Origin of the sequence: Streptomyces sp. NPDC000229, from assembly GCF_040300825.1 — a bacterium.
Classification (GTDB): Bacteria; Actinomycetota; Actinomycetes; order Streptomycetales; family Streptomycetaceae; genus Streptomyces.
Map to the genome: position 1 here is coordinate 1 of NZ_JBEPEL010000026.1, position 16817 is coordinate 16817.

18 protein-coding genes and 2 pseudogenes are annotated in these 16817 nt (G+C 68.6%); 12 read left to right on the forward strand and 8 right to left on the reverse strand.

Annotated features, from left to right (window positions below; genetic code table 11):
* Both ABT360_RS35395 and ABT360_RS15575 read left to right on the forward strand, forming a co-directional pair.
* Positions 1-69: pseudogene (locus ABT360_RS35395) on the forward strand (hypothetical protein); the annotation flags it as partial.
* Positions 70-175: 106 nt separating this feature from the next.
* On the forward strand, positions 176-1663 hold the full coding sequence (locus tag ABT360_RS15575) for a glycosyltransferase family 87 protein (protein ID WP_351815455.1): 1488 nt from the start codon (positions 176-178) through the stop codon (positions 1661-1663).
* A gap of 79 nt (positions 1664-1742) precedes the next feature.
* Here ABT360_RS15575 and ABT360_RS15580 read toward each other — a convergent pair whose 3' ends face one another.
* From ABT360_RS15580 to ABT360_RS15590, 3 genes are all read right to left on the reverse strand, one after another.
* On the reverse strand, positions 1743-2774 hold the full coding sequence (locus ABT360_RS15580) for an alanine racemase (RefSeq protein ID WP_351815458.1): 1032 nt from the start codon (positions 2772-2774) through the stop codon (positions 1743-1745).
* A 63-nt stretch (positions 2775-2837) separates the two neighbouring features.
* On the reverse strand, positions 2838-3956 hold the full coding sequence (locus ABT360_RS15585; RefSeq protein ID WP_351815460.1) for a lipid II:glycine glycyltransferase FemX: 1119 nt from the start codon (positions 3954-3956) through the stop codon (positions 2838-2840).
* A gap of 110 nt (positions 3957-4066) precedes the next feature.
* On the reverse strand, positions 4067-4381 hold the full coding sequence (locus ABT360_RS15590) for a hypothetical protein (RefSeq protein WP_351815463.1): 315 nt from the start codon (positions 4379-4381) through the stop codon (positions 4067-4069).
* Positions 4382-4653: 272 nt separating this feature from the next.
* Here ABT360_RS15590 and rpsF point away from each other — a divergent pair, with 272 nt between their 5' ends.
* The 4 genes from rpsF (at position 4654) to rplI (ending at position 6361) form a co-directional block, all read left to right on the forward strand.
* Positions 4654-4944 (forward strand): 30S ribosomal protein S6, encoded by a 291-nt coding sequence (gene rpsF / locus ABT360_RS15595; protein WP_004950685.1) that lies wholly within the window; start codon positions 4654-4656, stop codon positions 4942-4944.
* 76 nt (positions 4945-5020) lie between these two features.
* Entirely contained in the window at positions 5021-5599 is a 579-nt protein-coding gene (locus tag ABT360_RS15600) for a single-stranded DNA-binding protein (RefSeq protein WP_351815466.1), read from the forward strand.
* 61 nt (positions 5600-5660) lie between these two features.
* Complete coding sequence (gene rpsR / locus ABT360_RS15605; protein ID WP_005315025.1) at positions 5661-5897, forward strand: 30S ribosomal protein S18; 237 nt, start codon at positions 5661-5663, stop codon at positions 5895-5897.
* A gap of 17 nt (positions 5898-5914) precedes the next feature.
* Positions 5915-6361 carry a 50S ribosomal protein L9 gene (gene rplI, locus ABT360_RS15610; protein WP_126884150.1) on the forward strand — a complete coding sequence of 149 codons (447 nt, stop codon included), beginning with the start codon at positions 5915-5917 and terminating at the stop codon, positions 6359-6361.
* 185 nt (positions 6362-6546) lie between these two features.
* On the opposite strand, the gene ABT360_RS15615 is transcribed toward rplI, so the two are convergent.
* Positions 6547-7884 (reverse strand): MATE family efflux transporter, encoded by a 1338-nt coding sequence (locus tag ABT360_RS15615; protein WP_351815470.1) that lies wholly within the window; start codon positions 7882-7884, stop codon positions 6547-6549.
* Between the two features lie 424 nt (positions 7885-8308).
* On the opposite strand from ABT360_RS15615, the gene dnaB reads away from it, so the two are divergent.
* Positions 8309-9799 carry a replicative DNA helicase gene (gene dnaB / locus ABT360_RS15620; RefSeq protein WP_351815473.1) on the forward strand — a complete coding sequence of 497 codons (1491 nt, stop codon included), beginning with the start codon at positions 8309-8311 and terminating at the stop codon, positions 9797-9799.
* On the opposite strand, the gene ABT360_RS15625 is transcribed toward dnaB, so the two are convergent.
* Complete coding sequence (locus tag ABT360_RS15625) at positions 9766-10008, reverse strand: hypothetical protein (protein WP_351815476.1); 243 nt, start codon at positions 10006-10008, stop codon at positions 9766-9768. The genes dnaB and ABT360_RS15625 overlap by 34 nt on opposite strands.
* Before the next feature lie 185 nt (positions 10009-10193).
* Between ABT360_RS15625 and ABT360_RS15630 the strand changes: the two genes are divergently transcribed.
* Both ABT360_RS15630 and ABT360_RS15635 read left to right on the forward strand, forming a co-directional pair.
* Entirely contained in the window at positions 10194-10787 is a 594-nt protein-coding gene (locus ABT360_RS15630; protein WP_351815479.1) for a TetR/AcrR family transcriptional regulator, read from the forward strand.
* Positions 10784-11626, forward strand: coding sequence for an alpha/beta fold hydrolase (locus ABT360_RS15635; protein WP_351815482.1), 843 nt, complete (start codon positions 10784-10786; stop codon positions 11624-11626). The genes ABT360_RS15630 and ABT360_RS15635 overlap by 4 nt, the downstream gene beginning before the upstream one ends.
* Positions 11627-11864: 238 nt before the next feature.
* Here the strand turns inward: ABT360_RS15635 and ABT360_RS15640 are convergent.
* Positions 11865-12187, reverse strand: a pseudogene (locus ABT360_RS15640) (hypothetical protein).
* 380 nt (positions 12188-12567) lie between these two features.
* Here ABT360_RS15640 and ABT360_RS15645 point away from each other — a divergent pair.
* Both ABT360_RS15645 and ABT360_RS15650 read left to right on the forward strand, forming a co-directional pair.
* Positions 12568-13104, forward strand: coding sequence for a hypothetical protein (locus ABT360_RS15645; RefSeq protein ID WP_351815487.1), 537 nt, complete (start codon positions 12568-12570; stop codon positions 13102-13104).
* Complete coding sequence (locus ABT360_RS15650; protein ID WP_351815489.1) at positions 13067-14443, forward strand: serine hydrolase domain-containing protein; 1377 nt, start codon at positions 13067-13069, stop codon at positions 14441-14443. The genes ABT360_RS15645 and ABT360_RS15650 overlap by 38 nt, the downstream gene beginning before the upstream one ends.
* Before the next feature lie 61 nt (positions 14444-14504).
* On the opposite strand, the gene ABT360_RS15655 is transcribed toward ABT360_RS15650, so the two are convergent.
* Together ABT360_RS15655 and ABT360_RS15660 are read right to left on the reverse strand one after the other, a co-directional pair.
* The gene (locus ABT360_RS15655; RefSeq protein WP_351815492.1) at positions 14505-14957 is read right to left on the reverse strand and encodes a GNAT family N-acetyltransferase; all 453 of its coding nucleotides are present in this window, start codon (positions 14955-14957) and stop codon (positions 14505-14507) included.
* Positions 14958-14995: 38 nt separating this feature from the next.
* The gene (locus ABT360_RS15660) at positions 14996-15457 is read right to left on the reverse strand and encodes a MarR family winged helix-turn-helix transcriptional regulator (protein ID WP_351815495.1); all 462 of its coding nucleotides are present in this window, start codon (positions 15455-15457) and stop codon (positions 14996-14998) included.
* Between the two features lie 139 nt (positions 15458-15596).
* Here ABT360_RS15660 and ABT360_RS15665 point away from each other — a divergent pair, with 139 nt between their 5' ends.
* The gene (locus tag ABT360_RS15665; RefSeq protein ID WP_351815497.1) at positions 15597-16811 is read left to right on the forward strand and encodes an MFS transporter; all 1215 of its coding nucleotides are present in this window, start codon (positions 15597-15599) and stop codon (positions 16809-16811) included.
* Positions 16812-16817: the final 6 nt, after the last annotated feature.

Here is a 16817-nt window from a genome sequence, read left to right on the forward strand (position 1 = left end):
GAGTGGGCCGTGCCGTACCTGCCGATCGACCCCAAGGACGTCGGCCGGTCCTACGAGGCGGTCATCCGGTACGCACATCGCGTGCGTACGCCGGATGCGGCGGCCCTCGGCGTTGTCCACAGGCGGTTGTCCACAGGCCGCGCCGGTCCGTGGTCCCGTACGGCAGGATGTCCCCATGCCGAGCCCACACAAGACGACGAGCACCCAGCGGGACCAGCCCGTCGTGTCCCCGACCCGGCGGGACGAGGTCGCAGCCGCCGGCAGCGAGCTGATCGGGGGCCCCATCGGCCGCCGGGCACGGCTCGGTGACAGCGCGCTCACACCCGTCCGGGTGGTCGTCCTCGTCGCGATCGGCATGTTCGCGCTCGGCATGGTGCAGAAGCTGCCCTGTTACAACTGGGCGTGGTTCCGCGGCACCAGCTCGCAGTACACCCACGCCTGCTACTCCGACATTCCCCATCTGTTCATCGGGCGGGGCTTCGCCGACGGGCTGATCCCGTACTTCGACCGCCTCGGCGGCGACATGGAGTACCTCGAATACCCGGTCCTGACCGGGCTGTTCATGCAGGTGGCGTCCTGGCTGACGCTCCCCTTCGACGGGGACCTGCAGTACCGCGAACAGATGTACTGGATGGTCAACGCGGGCATGCTGATGGTCTGCACCGTCGTCCTCGTCGTCTGCGTCGCCCGCACGCACCGCACCCGTCCCTGGGACGCCCTGCTGGTCGCCCTGGCGCCCGCCTTCGCCCTCACCGCCACCATCAACTGGGACCTGCTCGCCCTGGCTCTCACCGCCGCCGCCATGCTGATGTGGTCCCGGGGGCGGGCGCTCGCCTTCGGCATCCTCCTCGGCCTCGCCACCGCCGCCAAGTTCTACCCCTTCCTGCTCCTCGGGCCTCTGCTGCTGCTGTGCTGGCGGGCCTGGAAGTGGCGGGAGCTCGGGGTCGCGGTGCTGGGCACGGCCGCCTCGTGGCTCGCGGTCAATGTGCCGGTGATGCTGCTGGCGCCCGAGGGCTGGAAGAAGTTCTACTCCTTCAGCGAGGAGCGGGGCATCGACTTCGGCTCCTTCTGGCTGATCATCACTCAGCGCACCGGGGCGAACATCACGCCGGACGCCGTCAACACGTACGCCAGCGTGCTGATGGGGCTGGCCTGCCTCGGGATCGCCGCCCTGACGCTGACCGCCCCGCGCCGGCCGCGCTTCGCCCAGCTCGCCTTCCTGGTGATCGCGGCCTTCATCTTCACCAACAAGGTCTATTCGCCGCAGTACGTGCTGTGGCTGATCCCGCTCGCCGCCCTGGCGCGCCCGCGCTGGCGGGACTTCCTGATCTGGCAGGCCTGCGAGGTCATGTACTTCGTCGGGATCTGGATGTACCTGGCGTACACCACGAGCGGCAACAAGCAGGGCCTGCCGACGGAGGGCTACCAGTTCGCCATCGTCCTGCACCTGGCCGGAACGCTGTTCCTGTGCGCCATGGTGGTTCGGGACATCCTGATGCCCGAGCGGGACGGGGTACGGCGCGACGGGTCGGACGACCCGTCCGGGGGCGTGCTGGACCGCGCGGAGGACGTCTTCGTACTCGGCAGGGCCGCGCACCCGCCCCAGCACGCCGCACACGCGGTCCAGGGACCGCGTGTGGAGTGGGGCGTCGTACGGGAGTGAGGGCCCTGGCCGGCCTTCGGCGGGCCTTCATCCGGGCTCCGGGTGCCGACCGGCCCTCCAGCGGGCTGCCGGTGGGCCGTCAGCGCTCGACCAGGCGGTCGAACTGGGTCGTGGTGTGCCGCAGGTGGGCGACCAGCTCGTCGCCGACCTTCGGTTCCTGCGCGTCCGACGGGACGAAGAGGATCGACACCTGCATGTGCGGCGGCTCGGCGAACCAGCGCTGCTTGCCCGCCCACACGAACGGCGACAGATTGCGGTTGACCGTCGCCAGGCCGGCCCGTGCCACACCCTTGGCGCGCGGCATCACACCGTGCATGGCCTTCGGCGCCTCCAGGCCCACTCCGTGCGACGTGCCGCCCGCGACGACGACCAGCCAGCCGTCGGACGCCGCCTTCTGCTGGCGGTAGCCGAAACGGTCGCCCTTGGCGACGCGCGTGACGTCCAGGACGGCGCCCCGGTACTGCGTAGCCTCGTGGTCGCCCAGCCACAGCCGCGTACCGATCCGGGCCCGGAACCGGGTCTGGGGGAACTGCTGCTGGAGCCGGGCCTGCTCCTCGGCCTTGAGGTGGCTGACGAACATGGTGTGCAGCGGCAGGCGGGCCGCGCGCAGCCGGTCCATCCAGCCGATGACCTCCTCGACGGCGTCGGTGCCGTCCGTACGGTCCAGCGGCAGGTGCAGCGCGAAGCCCTCCAGGCGCACGTCCTCGATCGCCGCGTGCAGCTGTCCCAGCTCGTGCTCGCCGATGCCGTGCCGCTTCATCGAGCTCATGCACTCGATGACGACCCGGGCGCCGACGAGGGCGTGCACACCGTCCACGGACGACACCGAGCGGATCACCCGGTCCGGCAGCGGAACCGGTTCCTCACCGCGCCGGAAGGGGGTGAGGACCAGCAGGTCACCGCTGAACCAGTCCTTGATGCGGGCCGCCTCGTACGTGGTGCCGACGGCCAGCATGTCGGCCCCGAACCGGGAGGCCTCGTCCGAGAGCCGCTCATGGCCGAAGCCGTAACCGTTGCCCTTGCACACCGGGACCAGGCCCGGGAACTGGTCGATCACGGACTTCTGGTGCGCCCGCCAGCGAGCGGTGTCGACGTAGAGGGAGAGCGCCATGGCCGGCCCGGAACCTTTCTGTGGCTGCGGTGTATCGGAGGTGTGTACGAGACTACGGAAGCGTCAGCGGCGTGACATGTAGATGTCGAGTGCCTTGTGCAGCAGCTTGTTCAGCGGGAAGTCCCACTCGCCGATGTACTCGACGGCCTCGCCGCCCGTGCCCACCTTGAACTGGATCAGGCCGAAGAGGTGGTCCGTCTCGTCCAGCGAGTCGGAGATACCACGGAGGTCGTAGACGGTCGCGCCCATGGCGTAGGCGTCGCGCAGCATTCGCCACTGCATCGCGTTCGAGGGACGGACCTCGCGGCCGATGTTGTCCGAGGCGCCGTAGGAGTACCAGACGTGCCCGCCGACGACGAGCATGGTGGCCGCCGACAGGTTCACGCCGTTGTGGCGCGCGAAGTACAGCCGCATGCGGTTGGGGTCCTCGTTGTTGAGGACGGTCCACATGCGCTGGAAGTACGACAGCGGGCGGGGCCGGAAGCGGTCGCGGACGGCCGTGATCTCGTACAGCCGCTGCCACTCGGCGAGGTCCTCGTAACCACCCTGGACGACCTCGACACCGGCCTTCTCGGCCTTCTTGATGTTGCGCCGCCACAGCTGGTTGAAGCCCTTGAGGACGTCGTCGAGCGAACGGTTCGCCAGCGGCACCTGGAAGACGTAGCGGGGCTGTACGTCACCGAAGCCGGCGCCGCCGTCCTCGCCCTGCTGCCAGCCCATCTTGCGCAGCCGGTCCGACACCTCGAAGGCACGCGGCTCGATGTGGGATGCCTCGACGTCACGGAGGCGCTTGACGTCCGGGTCCTGGATGCCGGACTTGATCGCGGCCGCGTCCCAGCGGCGGATGACGACCGGCGGGCCCATCTTCACGGAGAAGGCGCCCTGGTGCTTCAGGTGCGCCAGCATCGGCTGCAGCCAGTCGTCCAGGTTGGGCGCGTACCAGTTGATGACCGGGCCCTCGGGGAGGTACGCGAGGTACCGCTTGATCTTCGGGAGCTGGCGGTAGAGCACCAGGCCGGCGCCGACCAGTTGGCCGTCCTTGTCGAACCAGCCCAGGTTCTCCGAGCGCCACTCGGTCTTCACATCAGCCCATGCGGGGACCTGGCAGTGACTCGCCGCAGGCAGGCTCTGGATGTACGCCAGATGCTGCTCTCGGCTGATGGTCCTCAGGGTCAGGCTCATGCGGGGCGCTCCTCGGCAGGTGTGTCCCCATGGGTACAGGGGCTCCGGCTCTCGCGCCGAAGCCTACTGGCACCGGGGAGCGCCCCGACCGGCCGTACGGCCAGGAGGGCCTAACCGAGTACGCCGCCGAAGAGGCCGCCGTGTGCCATTCCGAGTCCGAAACCGATCGCCGAGGCTCCCATGCCGATGATCAGCAGGGTCCGCTCACGTGTCGTCTCGGAGATGTACTGGCCGTAGGCGCCGGTGACGATGCCGATCAGGCCCGCCCACGAGCTGATCAGGTGGAGGCTGTGGAACTGGGCCGTGATGAAGGCGACGGCGCCCAGCACCAGGGTCACCGCCATCAGCGTGTCCGGGAGCGGATGAGGCTTGCCGTCCGTGGCGAAGAGGGACGAGGTGGGGTGACGGTGGAATGCCTGAGCCATGAGGTACCTCCTGGCTGTGCCGGAAGGCGGCGCATCGTAGCGCCGCACGCACCCGATGTGTACAGATTGCGTCCCCTGGCCACAGGATTTCAACCGGAAGCCGGTGTACGGGTACTCTGGACGGTCTGCACCGGTGTCTGCTCATGCCCTGATCCAGGTCCCTCACTCGCTGAGGGCGATTGTCAGTCGCTGCGGATACCGTTGCTCACGCATCACGACCCTCCTGCCACGGAACGACCGTGGCCGCTGAGTCCAAAGGAGGTGGGTTCCACATGCGTCACTACGAGGTGATGGTCATCCTCGACCCCGATCTCGAGGAGCGCGCTGTCTCCCCGCTGATCGAGAACTTCCTCTCCGTCGTCCGTGAGGGCAACGGAAAGGTCGAGAAGGTCGACACCTGGGGCCGTCGTCGTCTCGCTTACGAGATCAAGAAGAAGCCCGAGGGCATCTACTCGGTCATCGACCTGCAGGCCGAGCCTGCGGTCGTCAAGGAGCTCGACCGCCAGATGAACCTGAACGAGTCGGTCCTCCGGACCAAGGTCCTCCGTCCCGAGACCCACTGAGCCGCTAGCTCAGAGGTCATCGGGTTTCGAGTAGCAGCAGCAAGCAGCCAGAAGCAATCCCGCCGAGAGGTTCCCCATGGCAGGCGAGACCGTCATCACGGTCGTCGGCAATCTTGTCGACGACCCCGAGCTGCGCTTCACCCCGTCCGGTGCGGCGGTCGCGAAGTTCCGCGTCGCGTCCACTCCCCGCACCTTCGACCGTCAGACCAATGAGTGGAAGGACGGCGAGAGCCTGTTCCTCACCTGCTCGGTCTGGCGCCAGGCGGCGGAGAACGTCGCCGAGTCGCTCCAGCGCGGCATGCGCGTCGTCGTGCAGGGCCGGCTGAAGCAGCGGTCCTACGAGGACCGCGAGGGCGTCAAGCGCACGGTCTACGAGCTGGACGTCGAGGAAGTCGGCCCCAGCCTCAAGAACGCCACGGCCAAGGTCACCAAGACCACCGGTCGCGGTGGCCAGGGCGGCTACGGCGGGGGCCAGCAGGGCGGCGGCAACTGGGGCGGTGCCCCGGGTGGTGGCCAGCAGGGTGGCGGCGCTCCCGCCGACGACCCGTGGGCGACCAGCGCGCCGGCCGGCGGCCAGCAGCAGGGCGGTGGAGGCGGCTGGGGCGGAAGCTCCGGCGGTTCCGGCGGCGGCTACTCGGACGAGCCCCCCTTCTAAGCCCCAGGGCTTTCAGGGATCAGGTTCGTACACCACTTCTTGATCACACAGGAGATACACCATGGCGAAGCCGCCTGTGCGCAAGCCGAAGAAGAAGGTCTGCGCATTCTGCAAGGACAAGACCGCGTACGTGGACTACAAGGACACGAACATGCTGCGGAAGTTCATTTCCGACCGCGGCAAGATCCGTGCCCGCCGCGTCACCGGCAACTGCACGCAGCACCAGCGTGACGTCGCCACGGCCGTCAAGAACAGCCGTGAGATGGCGCTGCTGCCCTACACGTCCACCGCGCGATAAGAGAGGGTGACCGAAACATGAAGATCATCCTCAAGCACGAGGTCTCCGGCCTCGGCACCGCCGGTGACGTCGTCGACGTCAAGGACGGTTACGCTCGCAACTACCTGGTCCCGCGCGGTTTCGCGATCCGCTGGACCAAGGGTGGCGAGAAGGACGTGGCGCAGATCCGCCGCGCCCGCAAGATCCACGAGATCGCGACCATCGAGCAGGCCAACGAGATCAAGGCTCAGCTCGAGGGCACGAAGGTGCGCCTGGCCGTTCGCTCCGGCGACGCCGGCCGTCTCTTCGGCTCCGTGACCCCGGCCGACATCGCTGCGGCGATCAAGTCCGCGGGTGGTCCCGAGGTCGACAAGCGCCGTGTCGAGCTCGGTTCGCCGATCAAGACCCTGGGCTCGCACCAGGTCTCGGTGCGTCTGCACGCCGAGGTCGTTGCGAAGCTCGGCGTCGAGATCGTCGCCGCCTGAGCGTTGAGCTCAGCGGTCGCGTAGCGATCGGCCGTCGATCGCCTGTCGATCGTCCGGCTTGAACAGAAGGGCCGCACCTCCGGGTGCGGCCCTTCTGCTGTGCAGTCCGTGATGTTTCACGTGAAACACGGCTTTTTCGGCCGGTCAACGTGGGGCGGGCTTTTTGCCTCTCAGTGCAGGGCCTGTCAGCGTGTGGCGCCGGTGACCACCCAGCGGCCGGAGCGCATACGAAGCCACAGCGTCAGCATCCGGACCACCATCATCAGCCCCATGGCCCACCACAGGGCGGTCAGTCCGCCGCCCAGCGCGGGAACCAGCAGGGCGACCGGTGCGAAGACGGCGAGCGTCACCAGCATGGCCCCGGCGAGGTACGGGCCGTCTCCGGCGCCCATCAGCACACCGTCCAGAACGAAGACCACTCCGGCGATCGGCTGCGCGAGCGCCACCACCAGCAGGGCGGGCAGGAGTGTCTCCCGTACGGTGGGGTCGCCGGTGAACAGCGGGATGAAGAGCGGGCGGGCCAGGACGATGAGCCCGCCGAGCACCAGCCCGGAGGCGATGCCCCACTCCACCATGCGGCGACAGACTCTTCGCGCTCCTTCGGCGTCACCGGCGCCCAGATAGCGGCCTATGATCGCCTGCCCCGCGATGGCGATGGCGTCCAGTGCGAAAGCCATCAGGCTCCACAGGGACAGGATGATCTGATGGGCGGCGACCTCGACGTCGCCGAGCCGGGCGGCGACGGCGGTGGCGATCATCAGTACCGCGCGCAGCGAGAGCGTACGGACCAGGAGCGGGACCCCCGCCTGGGCGCTCGCCCGTATACCGGCGGCATCGGGGCGCAGCGACGCCCCGTGAAGCCGTGCCCCGCGTACGACCACGAACAGGTAGGCCGCCGCCATGCCGCATTGGGCGATCACCGTGCCCCAGGCCGAACCGGCGATCCCGAGACCGGCTCCGTACACCAGCGCCACGTTCAGCACCCCGTTCGCGGCGAAACCGGCTATGGCGACGTACAGAGGAGTACGGGTGTCCTGGAGGCCGCGGAGCACGCCGGTGGCGGCGAGGACGATCAGCATCGCCGGTATGCCGAGGCTGGAGATCCGCAGATAGGTGGTGGCGTAAGGTGCGGCGGTACCGGAGGCGCCGAAGAGGTCGACCAACCAGGGTGCCGCGGGCAGGGTGACGGCGATGACGGCCAGGCCGAGCAGCAGTGCCAGCCAGATGCCGTCCATGCCCTGACGGATGGCCGACGGCAGGTCGCCGGCGCCGACCCGGCGGGCGACGGCCGCCGTGGTGGCGTAGGCGAGGAAGACGAAGACGCTCACAGCCGTGGACAGCAGAGCGGCCGCGATGCCGAGACCGGCGAGCTGGGGGGTGCCGAGATGGCCGACGATGGCGCTGTCGACGATCACGAAGAGGGGCTCGGCGACCAGCGCTCCGAAGGCCGGGACGGCGAGCGCGATGATCTCGCGGTCGTGCCGGCGTCGTTCGCTTTTCGGTCGCGCGGAGGCCTGGGTCATGAGGGCAATCTAATCTTCCACAGGTAAGAGATGCAAGGGCCAAGAGGTCCTTACCGATCACGGAGTTGACGCTTCTTGTGTGCGCCGTTTGTTCTGATCTTGGCCCAGGGGGGAAAGTTTTTCTCCCCCACAGCCAGTGGATGGAAAAGCAGCAGGTCAGACGGGCTGGCCCGGTGTGGCTATGAGTTTGTCCACACGGCTGTCCCCCGCTCCGTGCACAGGTTCTGGGGAGTTCTCCACAGCATCTGGGTCTTCACCCACAGGCCCTGTGGATAACCAGATTGGCTGACGGTGCCCGCGGGCCTACCGTGGTCCGGCGCTCGACGCGCCAGAAGCGGGAGTTGAGCCACTCGCTTTGTCAGTGTCGTGCCGTAGAAAGAGTGGCACGGCGAGGTCCGCGGAGCGGACGGGAGGAGGTGGGCCGGTGAGCATTCCCGAGCCCTTGGACGACCCCTGGGCCGACACCGGTCCCAGTGACCGTCTGCCCGTCACCCGTCAGCGCGGCAGCGACAGCCGCGGTCGCGGCATGGGCCGGGACGAGCAGCACGAGCGGGGCAGTGAGAGCGGACCCTGGGACAGCGGCGCGGGCGGCTTCGAGCGGGTGCCGCCACAGGACCTCGACGCCGAGCAGTCGGTGCTCGGCGGCATGCTGCTCTCCAAGGACGCGATCGCGGACGTCGTGGAGATCATCAAGGGCCATGACTTCTACAAGCCGGCCCACGAGACCATCTACACCGCGATCCTCGACCTCTACGCCAAGGGCGAGCCGGCCGACCCCATCACGGTGGGCGCCGAGCTGACCAAGCGCGGCGAGATCAACCGGGTCGGCGGGGCGCCGTACCTGCACACCCTGGTCCAGTCGGTGCCGACCGCGGCGAACGCCTCGTACTACGCGGAAATCGTCCACGAGCGGGCGGTCCTGCGCCGCCTCGTCCAGGCCGGCACCAAGATCACGCAGATGGGATACGCCGCCGACGGGGATGTCGACGAGATCGTCAACTCGGCCCAGGCCGAGATCTACGCGGTCACCGAACAGCGCACGAGCGAGGACTACCTGCCGCTCGGCGACATCATGGAAGGCGCTCTCGACGAGATCGAGGCGATCGGCTCGCGCAGCGGCGAGATGACCGGGGTCCCGACCGGCTTCACGGACTTCGACTCGCTGACCAACGGCCTGCACCCCGGCCAGATGATCGTCATCGCGGCCCGTCCCGCCATGGGTAAGTCGACACTCGCGCTCGACTTCGCTCGCGCTGCGTCGATCAAGAACAACCTGCCGAGTGTCATTTTCTCTCTTGAAATGGGCCGCAACGAGATCGCGATGCGCCTGCTGTCGGCGGAGGCACGTGTCGCGCTGCACCACATGCGCTCCGGCACGATGACCGACGAGGACTGGACGCGACTGGCGCGCCGTATGCCGGACGTGTCCCAGGCCCCGCTCTACATCGACGACTCCCCGAACCTGTCGATGATGGAGATCCGGGCCAAGTGCCGTCGACTCAAGCAGCGGAACAACCTCAAGCTGGTCGTCATCGACTACCTCCAGCTGATGCAGTCCGGTGGCTCCAAGCGTGCCGAGAGCCGACAGCAGGAAGTGTCGGACATGTCGCGAAACCTCAAGCTGCTGGCCAAGGAGCTCGAGATTCCGGTGATCGCGCTGTCGCAGCTGAACCGTGGCCCCGAGCAGCGGACGGACAAGAAGCCGATGGTCTCGGACCTCCGTGAGTCCGGCTCCATCGAGCAGGACGCGGACATGGTCATCCTGCTGCACCGTGAGGACGCGTACGAGAAGGAGTCACCCCGCGCGGGCGAGGCGGACCTGATCGTGGCGAAGCACCGTAACGGTCCTACGGCGACCATCACCGTGGCCTTCCAGGGCCACTACTCGCGCTTCGTGGACATGGCACAGACCTGATCGGCCGCGTCTGGGGGCGCCAGCGGCACCTGTCCGCACACCTGGCGCCTGCGCTGGCCGCCTCCCTGCTGAACGTCGACGGCAGGCCCAGCCTTGATGGCGCCGCCAGGCACCGCGGCGCGGTCACCGATGGCACCGACATGTTCCGCATCATGCAGCGACTCGAAGACCAGCGGCAGCGCGGCCTGGACTGCTTCCGGTTTGCTCATGTCGCTCTCCGCGCGGCTGGCCGGGCCGCACATGCAAAGGGCCACACCGTCTGATGCTCCGACCGGCCCACCCACCGAGAAACTGCCGGGCCATCGGGAGACCGGACGCCTTAGTCGATTGCGCCCGATTGCTTTCCTAGGCATCCTAGTTTAAACCTAGAGGCCCAAGGATCTGAGGAGGGTGCATGGCGCGGGCCGGGCTGACGGCAGAGCGGGTGACGATCGCGGGTGCCGAGCTGGCAGACGACGTCGGTCTCGACCAGGTGACCATGTCGCAGGTGGCGCGGCGGCTGGGCGTGAAGGACGCGAGCCTCTACACGCACGTCCGCAGCCTGGAGGACCTGCGCGGTCGGATCGCGCTCCTCGCGGCGGACGAGAAGACCATCCGGATCGCGGAGGCGACCGCCGGGCGAGCAGGCAAGGACGCGTTGGTCGCCTTCGCGAACGCCTGGCGGGAGTACGCCCACCAGCATCCGGGCCGCTACACGGCGACGCAGACCCCGATCCAGATCGATCCTGAGCTCGCGGCAAAAGCGCCCGGACCACGGCGCGCGGTCGAGCTGACCTACGGCATGCTGCGCGGCTACGGACTGGCCGAGCCGGACCTGACCGACGCGGTCCGGCTGTTGCGTAGCACGTTCCACGGGTTCGTCGCCCTGGAAGCGGCAGGCGGATTTGCGCACAAACGTTCGCCGCAGCAGTCCTGGATCCGCGCCCTCGATGCCCTGCACGCCCTCCTGGAGCACTGGCCCCTGTCCCCAGAAGGAGATTCCTCATGACCGCCCAGACCACCGGCAGGCTGCGCGTGGACGGCGCGACCCTGCACTACGAAGTGCGCGGCCAGGGACCGCTCCTGCTGCTGATCCCCGGAGGGACGGGCGGCACGGCCTCCTTCGACGGCATCGCCGACGACCTGGCTACGGAATACACAGTCGCCACCTACGACCCGCGCGGCATGTCCCGGAGCACGCTGGACGACCCCGAGGCCGAGCAGCGAGTGGCCGAGCACGCCGACGACGCGTTCCGGATGCTGGAATTGCTGTCGGCCGGAGAGCCCGCCCGAGTATTCGGCGCCAGTTCGGGCGCGATCGCCGCCCTGCACCTGCTCACCGCGCAACCCGAACGCATCGCACGGGTCGTGGTGCACGAGCCGCCAATAGTGGAGGTTTTGCCTGACGCCGCTGAACACCGCGCGCTCATTGCACGGGTGCAGGCAACGTTCCACACCCAAGGGCTCATGCCGGCGATGGCCGTGTTCGCTGCGGGGCTGAAGAAGGACGGCGACACCACCGAGCCGAAGGCCGAGCTCAGACTTCCGCCCCAAGAAGCGGCACGGGCCGAACAGACGATGGCCAACCTGCCGTACTTCGTCGGTCGGATCGTGCCCAGTTTCATGTCCTACACCCCGGACATCCTGCGGTTGAAGGGGCTGTCGGACCGGCTCGTGCTCGCCTGCGGCGAGGACTCACGCGGCGAATTGCCCTACCGTCCGGCCGCTTTCCTGGCCGAGCGTCTTGGCACGGAACTTCAGCACTTCCCCGGCGGGCACACCGGACTGACCACACACCCTGTCGAGTTCGGCGAGCTCTTGCGGAAAGCCCTCCGAGCCTCGATCTGAATGACACTGGCCATGGCCAACTCCCGCCGAAGGTGGTCAGAGGAAATGACACGACTCTGAGACTCCGCTGTCTGAGACGCCGGTAAAACAGCAGGTCACAGAGCCGTCATAGGACGGCAAACCAGAGAACCTACAGCCGTAGGATCCGAGTTCGGCTGCACAGTCCTCATCGCTCGCCTCATATCGACTGCGCCTATGAAGCGGGCGGTGAGACTGTGCGGGTCGGCGGCTGCCCAGCTCACTCCATTGCGGGCAGGCACTCGGCGGGCAGGCCGACGATGTCGTACAAGGCTCGTTGCGCGTGCTGCGGGTGGTGGCCGACGCCGAGGAGCACGGTCCGGTCGACCGGCGGGGTCGGGAAGGCGTGCAGGGCTCGGCCGTGGACCACGAGGCGCCGGCCGGCGCCCGCTGTGCGCGTCCCGGTGGCGAAGGCGGCCCGTTGCTCAGCGGCTTGATCGGGTTCTCCGTGCGCTGGAAGTCGTTCAGGCCCGGCGCCTTGGGCCCGATCAGGACTGCGGGTCGGCGGTCATCACCGGTGGGGAGTGCGAGGTGCCGGACCATCGTCAGGCCGTCGTCCGGGCATTCGACCAGCGGCCTCCGTGTTTGACCTTCGTGTCGCTCGAAGGTCAACACTTGCGTCCATGGATGACGAGACCGAAGCGCGGATGAGTATCGGCGCCTTCGCCCGGCGGGTGGGGCTCGCGTCGAGCGCCCTGCGGTTCCATGGATCCCACCAACCCCGTCGTGCGGTTGTGCATACAGGGCATGCAGGCCGAAGCCGCGGGCCGGCCCGCGGAGGCCCTCGGACTCGTCCAGCGGGCCTGGCAAGCGGCGGGCGATGACTACGAGGCCTGCATCACCGCCCACTACGTCGCGCGGCACCAGATTACTGCCGAGGGAACCCTGCACTGGAACCAGGGCGCCTGGACCGGGCGGACCGCGTGGGCGACGGCCGTGTCACGGCCTTCTACGCCTCACTGCACGCCGGGGCGGGCCGGGCGCACCAAGAGCTCGGGGACCTGGCAAGAGCACGTGAACTACGCTCTGGCCGCTGCGCACATCGGCCATGTGCCCCGGGGCAGTACGGCGACTGGGTCCGGATCGCCATCGCCGAAGGGCTGCGTACGACGGGCGGCCGCACGCCGCGCCCGGTCGAGGGCGCCCTGGCGGGGCTGCTTGCGAAGTTGTGCGCCCGGGCCGACTTCAAGGCCCTCGGCCTGATACTTCCCGCTTACCTGGGTGATCTGGGGACGGAGGACGACCGGGTACGGCTGGCGACGGCCCTGCACATGGTCCAAGCGGCCTGGTGGCTGCCGGACGACGAGCAGGAGGCGCTCGGACGGCTGGTCGCAGCGCTGAACGATCAGGCGGACGGCAGCCGGGTGCCTGCCATGGGGAAATGCGGTCGACGGGACTGCTTCCGGCGGATACACCTGGGGCATGACCTCATCCTTCGAAGCACTCCTCCCCAGCACTGAGCGCGCCCTTCTGCATCGGGTGGCCACCGCGCAGGCCGAAGGCCGGGCGCCCTCACTCGTCGGCGCGGTCGCCAGGGACGGCCGGCTGCTGTGGGAGGGCGGGCGCAGTTGCGTCGACGGGCACGCGCCAAATGCCGATACGCAGTACCGGATCGGCTCCATCACCAAGCCATTCACGGCGGTTCTGGTGATGCGGCTGCGGGACGAGGGCCTGATCGACCTGGCTGACCCACTGGAGAAGCACCTGCCCGGGACAGGAGTGGGCGAGGTGACGGTCGCTCAGTTGCTGGGGCACAGTGCCGGCTTGGCGGCAGAGTCGCCCGCACCCTGGTGGGAGCGGACACCGGGGACGCTGCGGCCCGAGCTGGCTGATGTGCTCGGTGAGCAGCCGCTGCTGCACCCGGCGGGACGGCGTCACCATTACTCCAATACCGGTTACACGCTGCTGGGTTCGCTGGTCGAGGCGGTGCGCGGGGTCACTTGGGAGGAGGCCTTGCGGGCCGAGATCCTGGAGCCGCTGGGACTGGGACGTACGAGCACCAAACCTGTGGCACCGCACGCCGGAGGGTGGGCAGTGCACCCGTGGGCCGATGTGATGCTGCCCGAACCGGCCGAGGATTTGGGGCTGATGGCGTCGGCGGGACAGCTGTGGTCGACCGCCGCGGATCTGTGCCGGTTCGCCTCGTTCCTGACGGAGGGCGATGAGCGGGTGCTGAGCGCAGAGACGCTGCGGGAGATGGGTACTCCCGCCGTGCCGCCGGAGGCCGGTGACTGGAACGGCGGCTATGGGCTCGGATTGCAGTTGGTGCGCTGGGACACGCGCACCCTGGTGGGGCACTGCGGTTCGCTCCCAGGCTTTCTCGCCGGGTTGTGGGTGAGTGTGGAGGACGGTGTTGCCGCGGTCGTACTGGCCAACGCCACGTCGGGGCCGCCGATCGGTGTGGTCGCCGGTGACCTCGTGCGCATCGTGGCCGACGCCGAGCCGCGGATCCCGGAGCCGTGGCGGCCGCTGGCCGAAGTGGATCCGGCGCGGCTCGAGCTGACGGGTCCCTGGTACTGGGGCACGTACTCCTATGGCCTGCGGGTGGTGGCGGACGGCGGTGTCGAGCTGTGCCCGCTCGGAGGCCAGGGGCGCGCCTCGCGCTTCCGTGCGGAGGACAATGGCACCTGGACGGGGCTGAACGGTTACTACGCGGGGGAGACGCTCCGGGTGGTCCGACGCGAGGACGGTTCCGTCAGCCACCTCGACCTCGGATCGTTCGTGTTCACGCGCGAACCGTACGAGCCGCGGGACGCGGTGCCGGGTGGTGTCGACGCAGACGGCTGGCGCGGGCTCTGACGGGGTGATGTTTCACGTGAAACGGTGCGCGAGCGCCGCCCGCCAAGGGCGGCGCGCGGCATCACAGGGTGATTTTGAAGCCCAGATGTGAGGCTTCGAAGCCAAGCCGTTCGTAGAAGCGGTGAGCGTCGGTGCGGGTGGAGTCGGATGTCAGTTGAACCAACTGGCACTGCAGGCGCCGTGATTCGGCGATGGCCCATTCGATGAGCTGGGTACCCAGCCCGCCGCCGCGCTCGTCGGCGTGGATACGGACGCCTTCGATGATCGACCGGGTCGCGCCACGCCGTGACAGTCCGGGCATGATCGTGAGCTGAAGCGTGCCGACGACCCGCTCTTCGCGTACGGCGACGACCAGGTGCTGGTTGGGGTCGCCCGACAGCCGCTCGAAGGCGGCTGTGTAGGGAGTGAGGTCGTCAGGCGACTCGCGCTGCGCCCCCAAGGGATCGTCGGCCAGCATGGCCACGATCGCGGGGATGTCGGCGGGGACGGCTGTCCTTATCTCAAGATCGCTCATGGGCCGCAGGCTACTTCGAGCCCGTCCGCCGCGGCCGGTCAGCCCACCGGTACGTGCAGTTCTTCGACGGCCCTGACGAGCGGGGCGAGCTCCGGGTTCTTCGCGGCCTCGTCGAGCGCTTCCCGCAGGGCGGCCTCGTTGGTCGGCCGGGCCTCGGCGAGCAGCGCCAGACCGGCCTCGGTGACGTCGGTGTAGATACCGCGTCGATCGGTGTCGCAGAGATAGCGCGTGAGCAGCCCGCGGTCCTCGAGGCGGGTGACCAGGCGGGTCGTGGCGCTCTGGCTGAGGACGACGGCGTCGGCCACCTGCTTCATCTGGAGATGACCGCCCGGCCCGTTGTGCTGTCGGCTGAGGACGTCGAGCAGGGAGAACTCCCGCACGCTCAGCCCGTGCTTGGCCTCCAGGGCGCGCTCGATGTGGGCCTCGATCTTCCCGTGGAGCAGAGAGAGCGCGCACCACCCCTGGGAGAGGGCGGTGAGCGCCGGATCTGTCGCTGTCATGGGGTCTGTCCTCCGTCCCGGAGCGGCTACCACCAGGATAGACGAACTCTGCAATAGCCTGCGCTTGCAGCTAACCCGCGTCTGCAACTATTGTCGACGCATGTAAGGCGCAGATGCAATCTTCCGGAAGGTGTACTCCATGCCGCTCGCACTTCTGGCCCTCGCTATCGGGGCCTTCGGTATCGGGACCACGGAGTTCGTGATCATGGGCCTGCTTCCCCAGGTTGCGGCTGACTACCAGGTGTCGATCCCGACCGCCGGCTACCTCGTCACGGGCTACGCACTGGGAGTCGTCCTCGGCGCTCCGCTGATGACCGTCCTGGGCACCCGCGTCTCCCGCAAGCGGATGTTGATGCTGCTCATGGGGCTGTTCATCGCGGGCAACGTCCTGTCCGCCCTGGCCCCGTCCTTTGGCCTCATGCTGATCGGCCGGGTCGTCGCGTCGCTCGCCCACGGTGCGTTCTTCGGTATTGGCTCGGTGGTCGCCGCCGATCTCGTGACCCCTGAGAAGAAGGCCGGAGCAATCGCGATGATGTTCACCGGCCTGACCGTGGCCAATGTGGTCGGTGTGCCGGCCGGCACCTTCATCGGCCAGACGGCCGGGTGGCGCGCCACCTTCCTGATCGTGGCCGTCCTCGGTGTCCTCGGCCTGCTGGGCGTCGCGCAGCTGGTGCCCGAGCAGCCCAAGCCGGAAGGCGTACGGCTGCGCCACGAGCTCGCAGCCTTCCGCAACGTCCAGGTACTGCTGGCCATGGCGATGACCGTGCTCGGTTTCGGCGGTGTCTTCGCCGCGATCACCTACATCACCCCGATGTTGACGGAGGCCGCAGGCTTCGCCGAGTCGTCCGTCAGCTGGCTGCTCGTCCTGTTCGGCCTCGGCATGGTCGGCGGCAACCTGATCGGCGGCAAGCTCGCCGACCGCAAGCTGATGCCGCTGCTGTATGTGTCGCTGGGTGCCCTGGCGCTCGTGCTCGCACTGTTCACCGTCACGGCGCACCACCAGATCGCGGCCGCGATCACCATCACGCTGATCGGCGCGCTGGGCTTCGCAACCGTGCCCCCGCTGCAGAAGCGGGTCCTTGACCAGGCTTCCGGCGCTCCGACGCTCGCCTCGGCGGTGAACATCGGCGCCTTCAACCTCGGCAACGCGCTCTCCGCCTGGCTCGGCGGCGTCGTCATCGCGGCCGGCCTCGGTATCACCGCCCCGAACTGGGTCGGCGCCGTCCTGGCTGCCGCCGCCCTGGCGCTGGCCGTCCTCTCCAGCGCCCTGGAGCGCCGGGACGTCCGGCAGCGCAGCCGGATCGTCGCGTCAGCCACCCCGGAGCAGGCCGCCGTCCCGGTGGCGCACAGCTGATTCTCC

Excerpts from the sequence above, each read along its gene's own strand:
- ABT360_RS15655 (WP_351815492.1), bottom strand. The coding sequence starts at position 14,957 with ATGAGCGATCTTGAGATAAGGACAGCCGTCCCCGCCGACATCCCCGCG.
- ABT360_RS15590 (WP_351815463.1), bottom strand. The coding sequence starts at position 4,381 with ATGGCTCAGGCATTCCACCGTCACCCCACCTCGTCCCTCTTCGCCACG.
- ABT360_RS15660 (WP_351815495.1), bottom strand. The coding sequence starts at position 15,457 with ATGACAGCGACAGATCCGGCGCTCACCGCCCTCTCCCAGGGGTGGTGC.
- ABT360_RS15615 (WP_351815470.1), bottom strand. The coding sequence starts at position 7,884 with ATGACCCAGGCCTCCGCGCGACCGAAAAGCGAACGACGCCGGCACGAC.
- ABT360_RS15630 (WP_351815479.1), top strand. The coding sequence starts at position 10,194 with ATGGCGCGGGCCGGGCTGACGGCAGAGCGGGTGACGATCGCGGGTGCC.
- ABT360_RS15665 (WP_351815497.1), top strand. The coding sequence starts at position 15,597 with ATGCCGCTCGCACTTCTGGCCCTCGCTATCGGGGCCTTCGGTATCGGG.
- ABT360_RS15585 (WP_351815460.1), bottom strand. The coding sequence starts at position 3,956 with ATGAGCCTGACCCTGAGGACCATCAGCCGAGAGCAGCATCTGGCGTAC.
- ABT360_RS15575 (WP_351815455.1), top strand. The coding sequence starts at position 176 with ATGCCGAGCCCACACAAGACGACGAGCACCCAGCGGGACCAGCCCGTC.
- rpsF (WP_004950685.1), top strand. The coding sequence starts at position 4,654 with ATGCGTCACTACGAGGTGATGGTCATCCTCGACCCCGATCTCGAGGAG.
- ABT360_RS15600 (WP_351815466.1), top strand. The coding sequence starts at position 5,021 with ATGGCAGGCGAGACCGTCATCACGGTCGTCGGCAATCTTGTCGACGAC.
- ABT360_RS15650 (WP_351815489.1), top strand. The coding sequence starts at position 13,067 with ATGACCTCATCCTTCGAAGCACTCCTCCCCAGCACTGAGCGCGCCCTT.
- ABT360_RS15625 (WP_351815476.1), bottom strand. The coding sequence starts at position 10,008 with ATGAGCAAACCGGAAGCAGTCCAGGCCGCGCTGCCGCTGGTCTTCGAG.
- ABT360_RS15580 (WP_351815458.1), bottom strand. The coding sequence starts at position 2,774 with ATGGCGCTCTCCCTCTACGTCGACACCGCTCGCTGGCGGGCGCACCAG.
- rplI (WP_126884150.1), top strand. The coding sequence starts at position 5,915 with ATGAAGATCATCCTCAAGCACGAGGTCTCCGGCCTCGGCACCGCCGGT.
- ABT360_RS15635 (WP_351815482.1), top strand. The coding sequence starts at position 10,784 with ATGACCGCCCAGACCACCGGCAGGCTGCGCGTGGACGGCGCGACCCTG.
- rpsR (WP_005315025.1), top strand. The coding sequence starts at position 5,661 with ATGGCGAAGCCGCCTGTGCGCAAGCCGAAGAAGAAGGTCTGCGCATTC.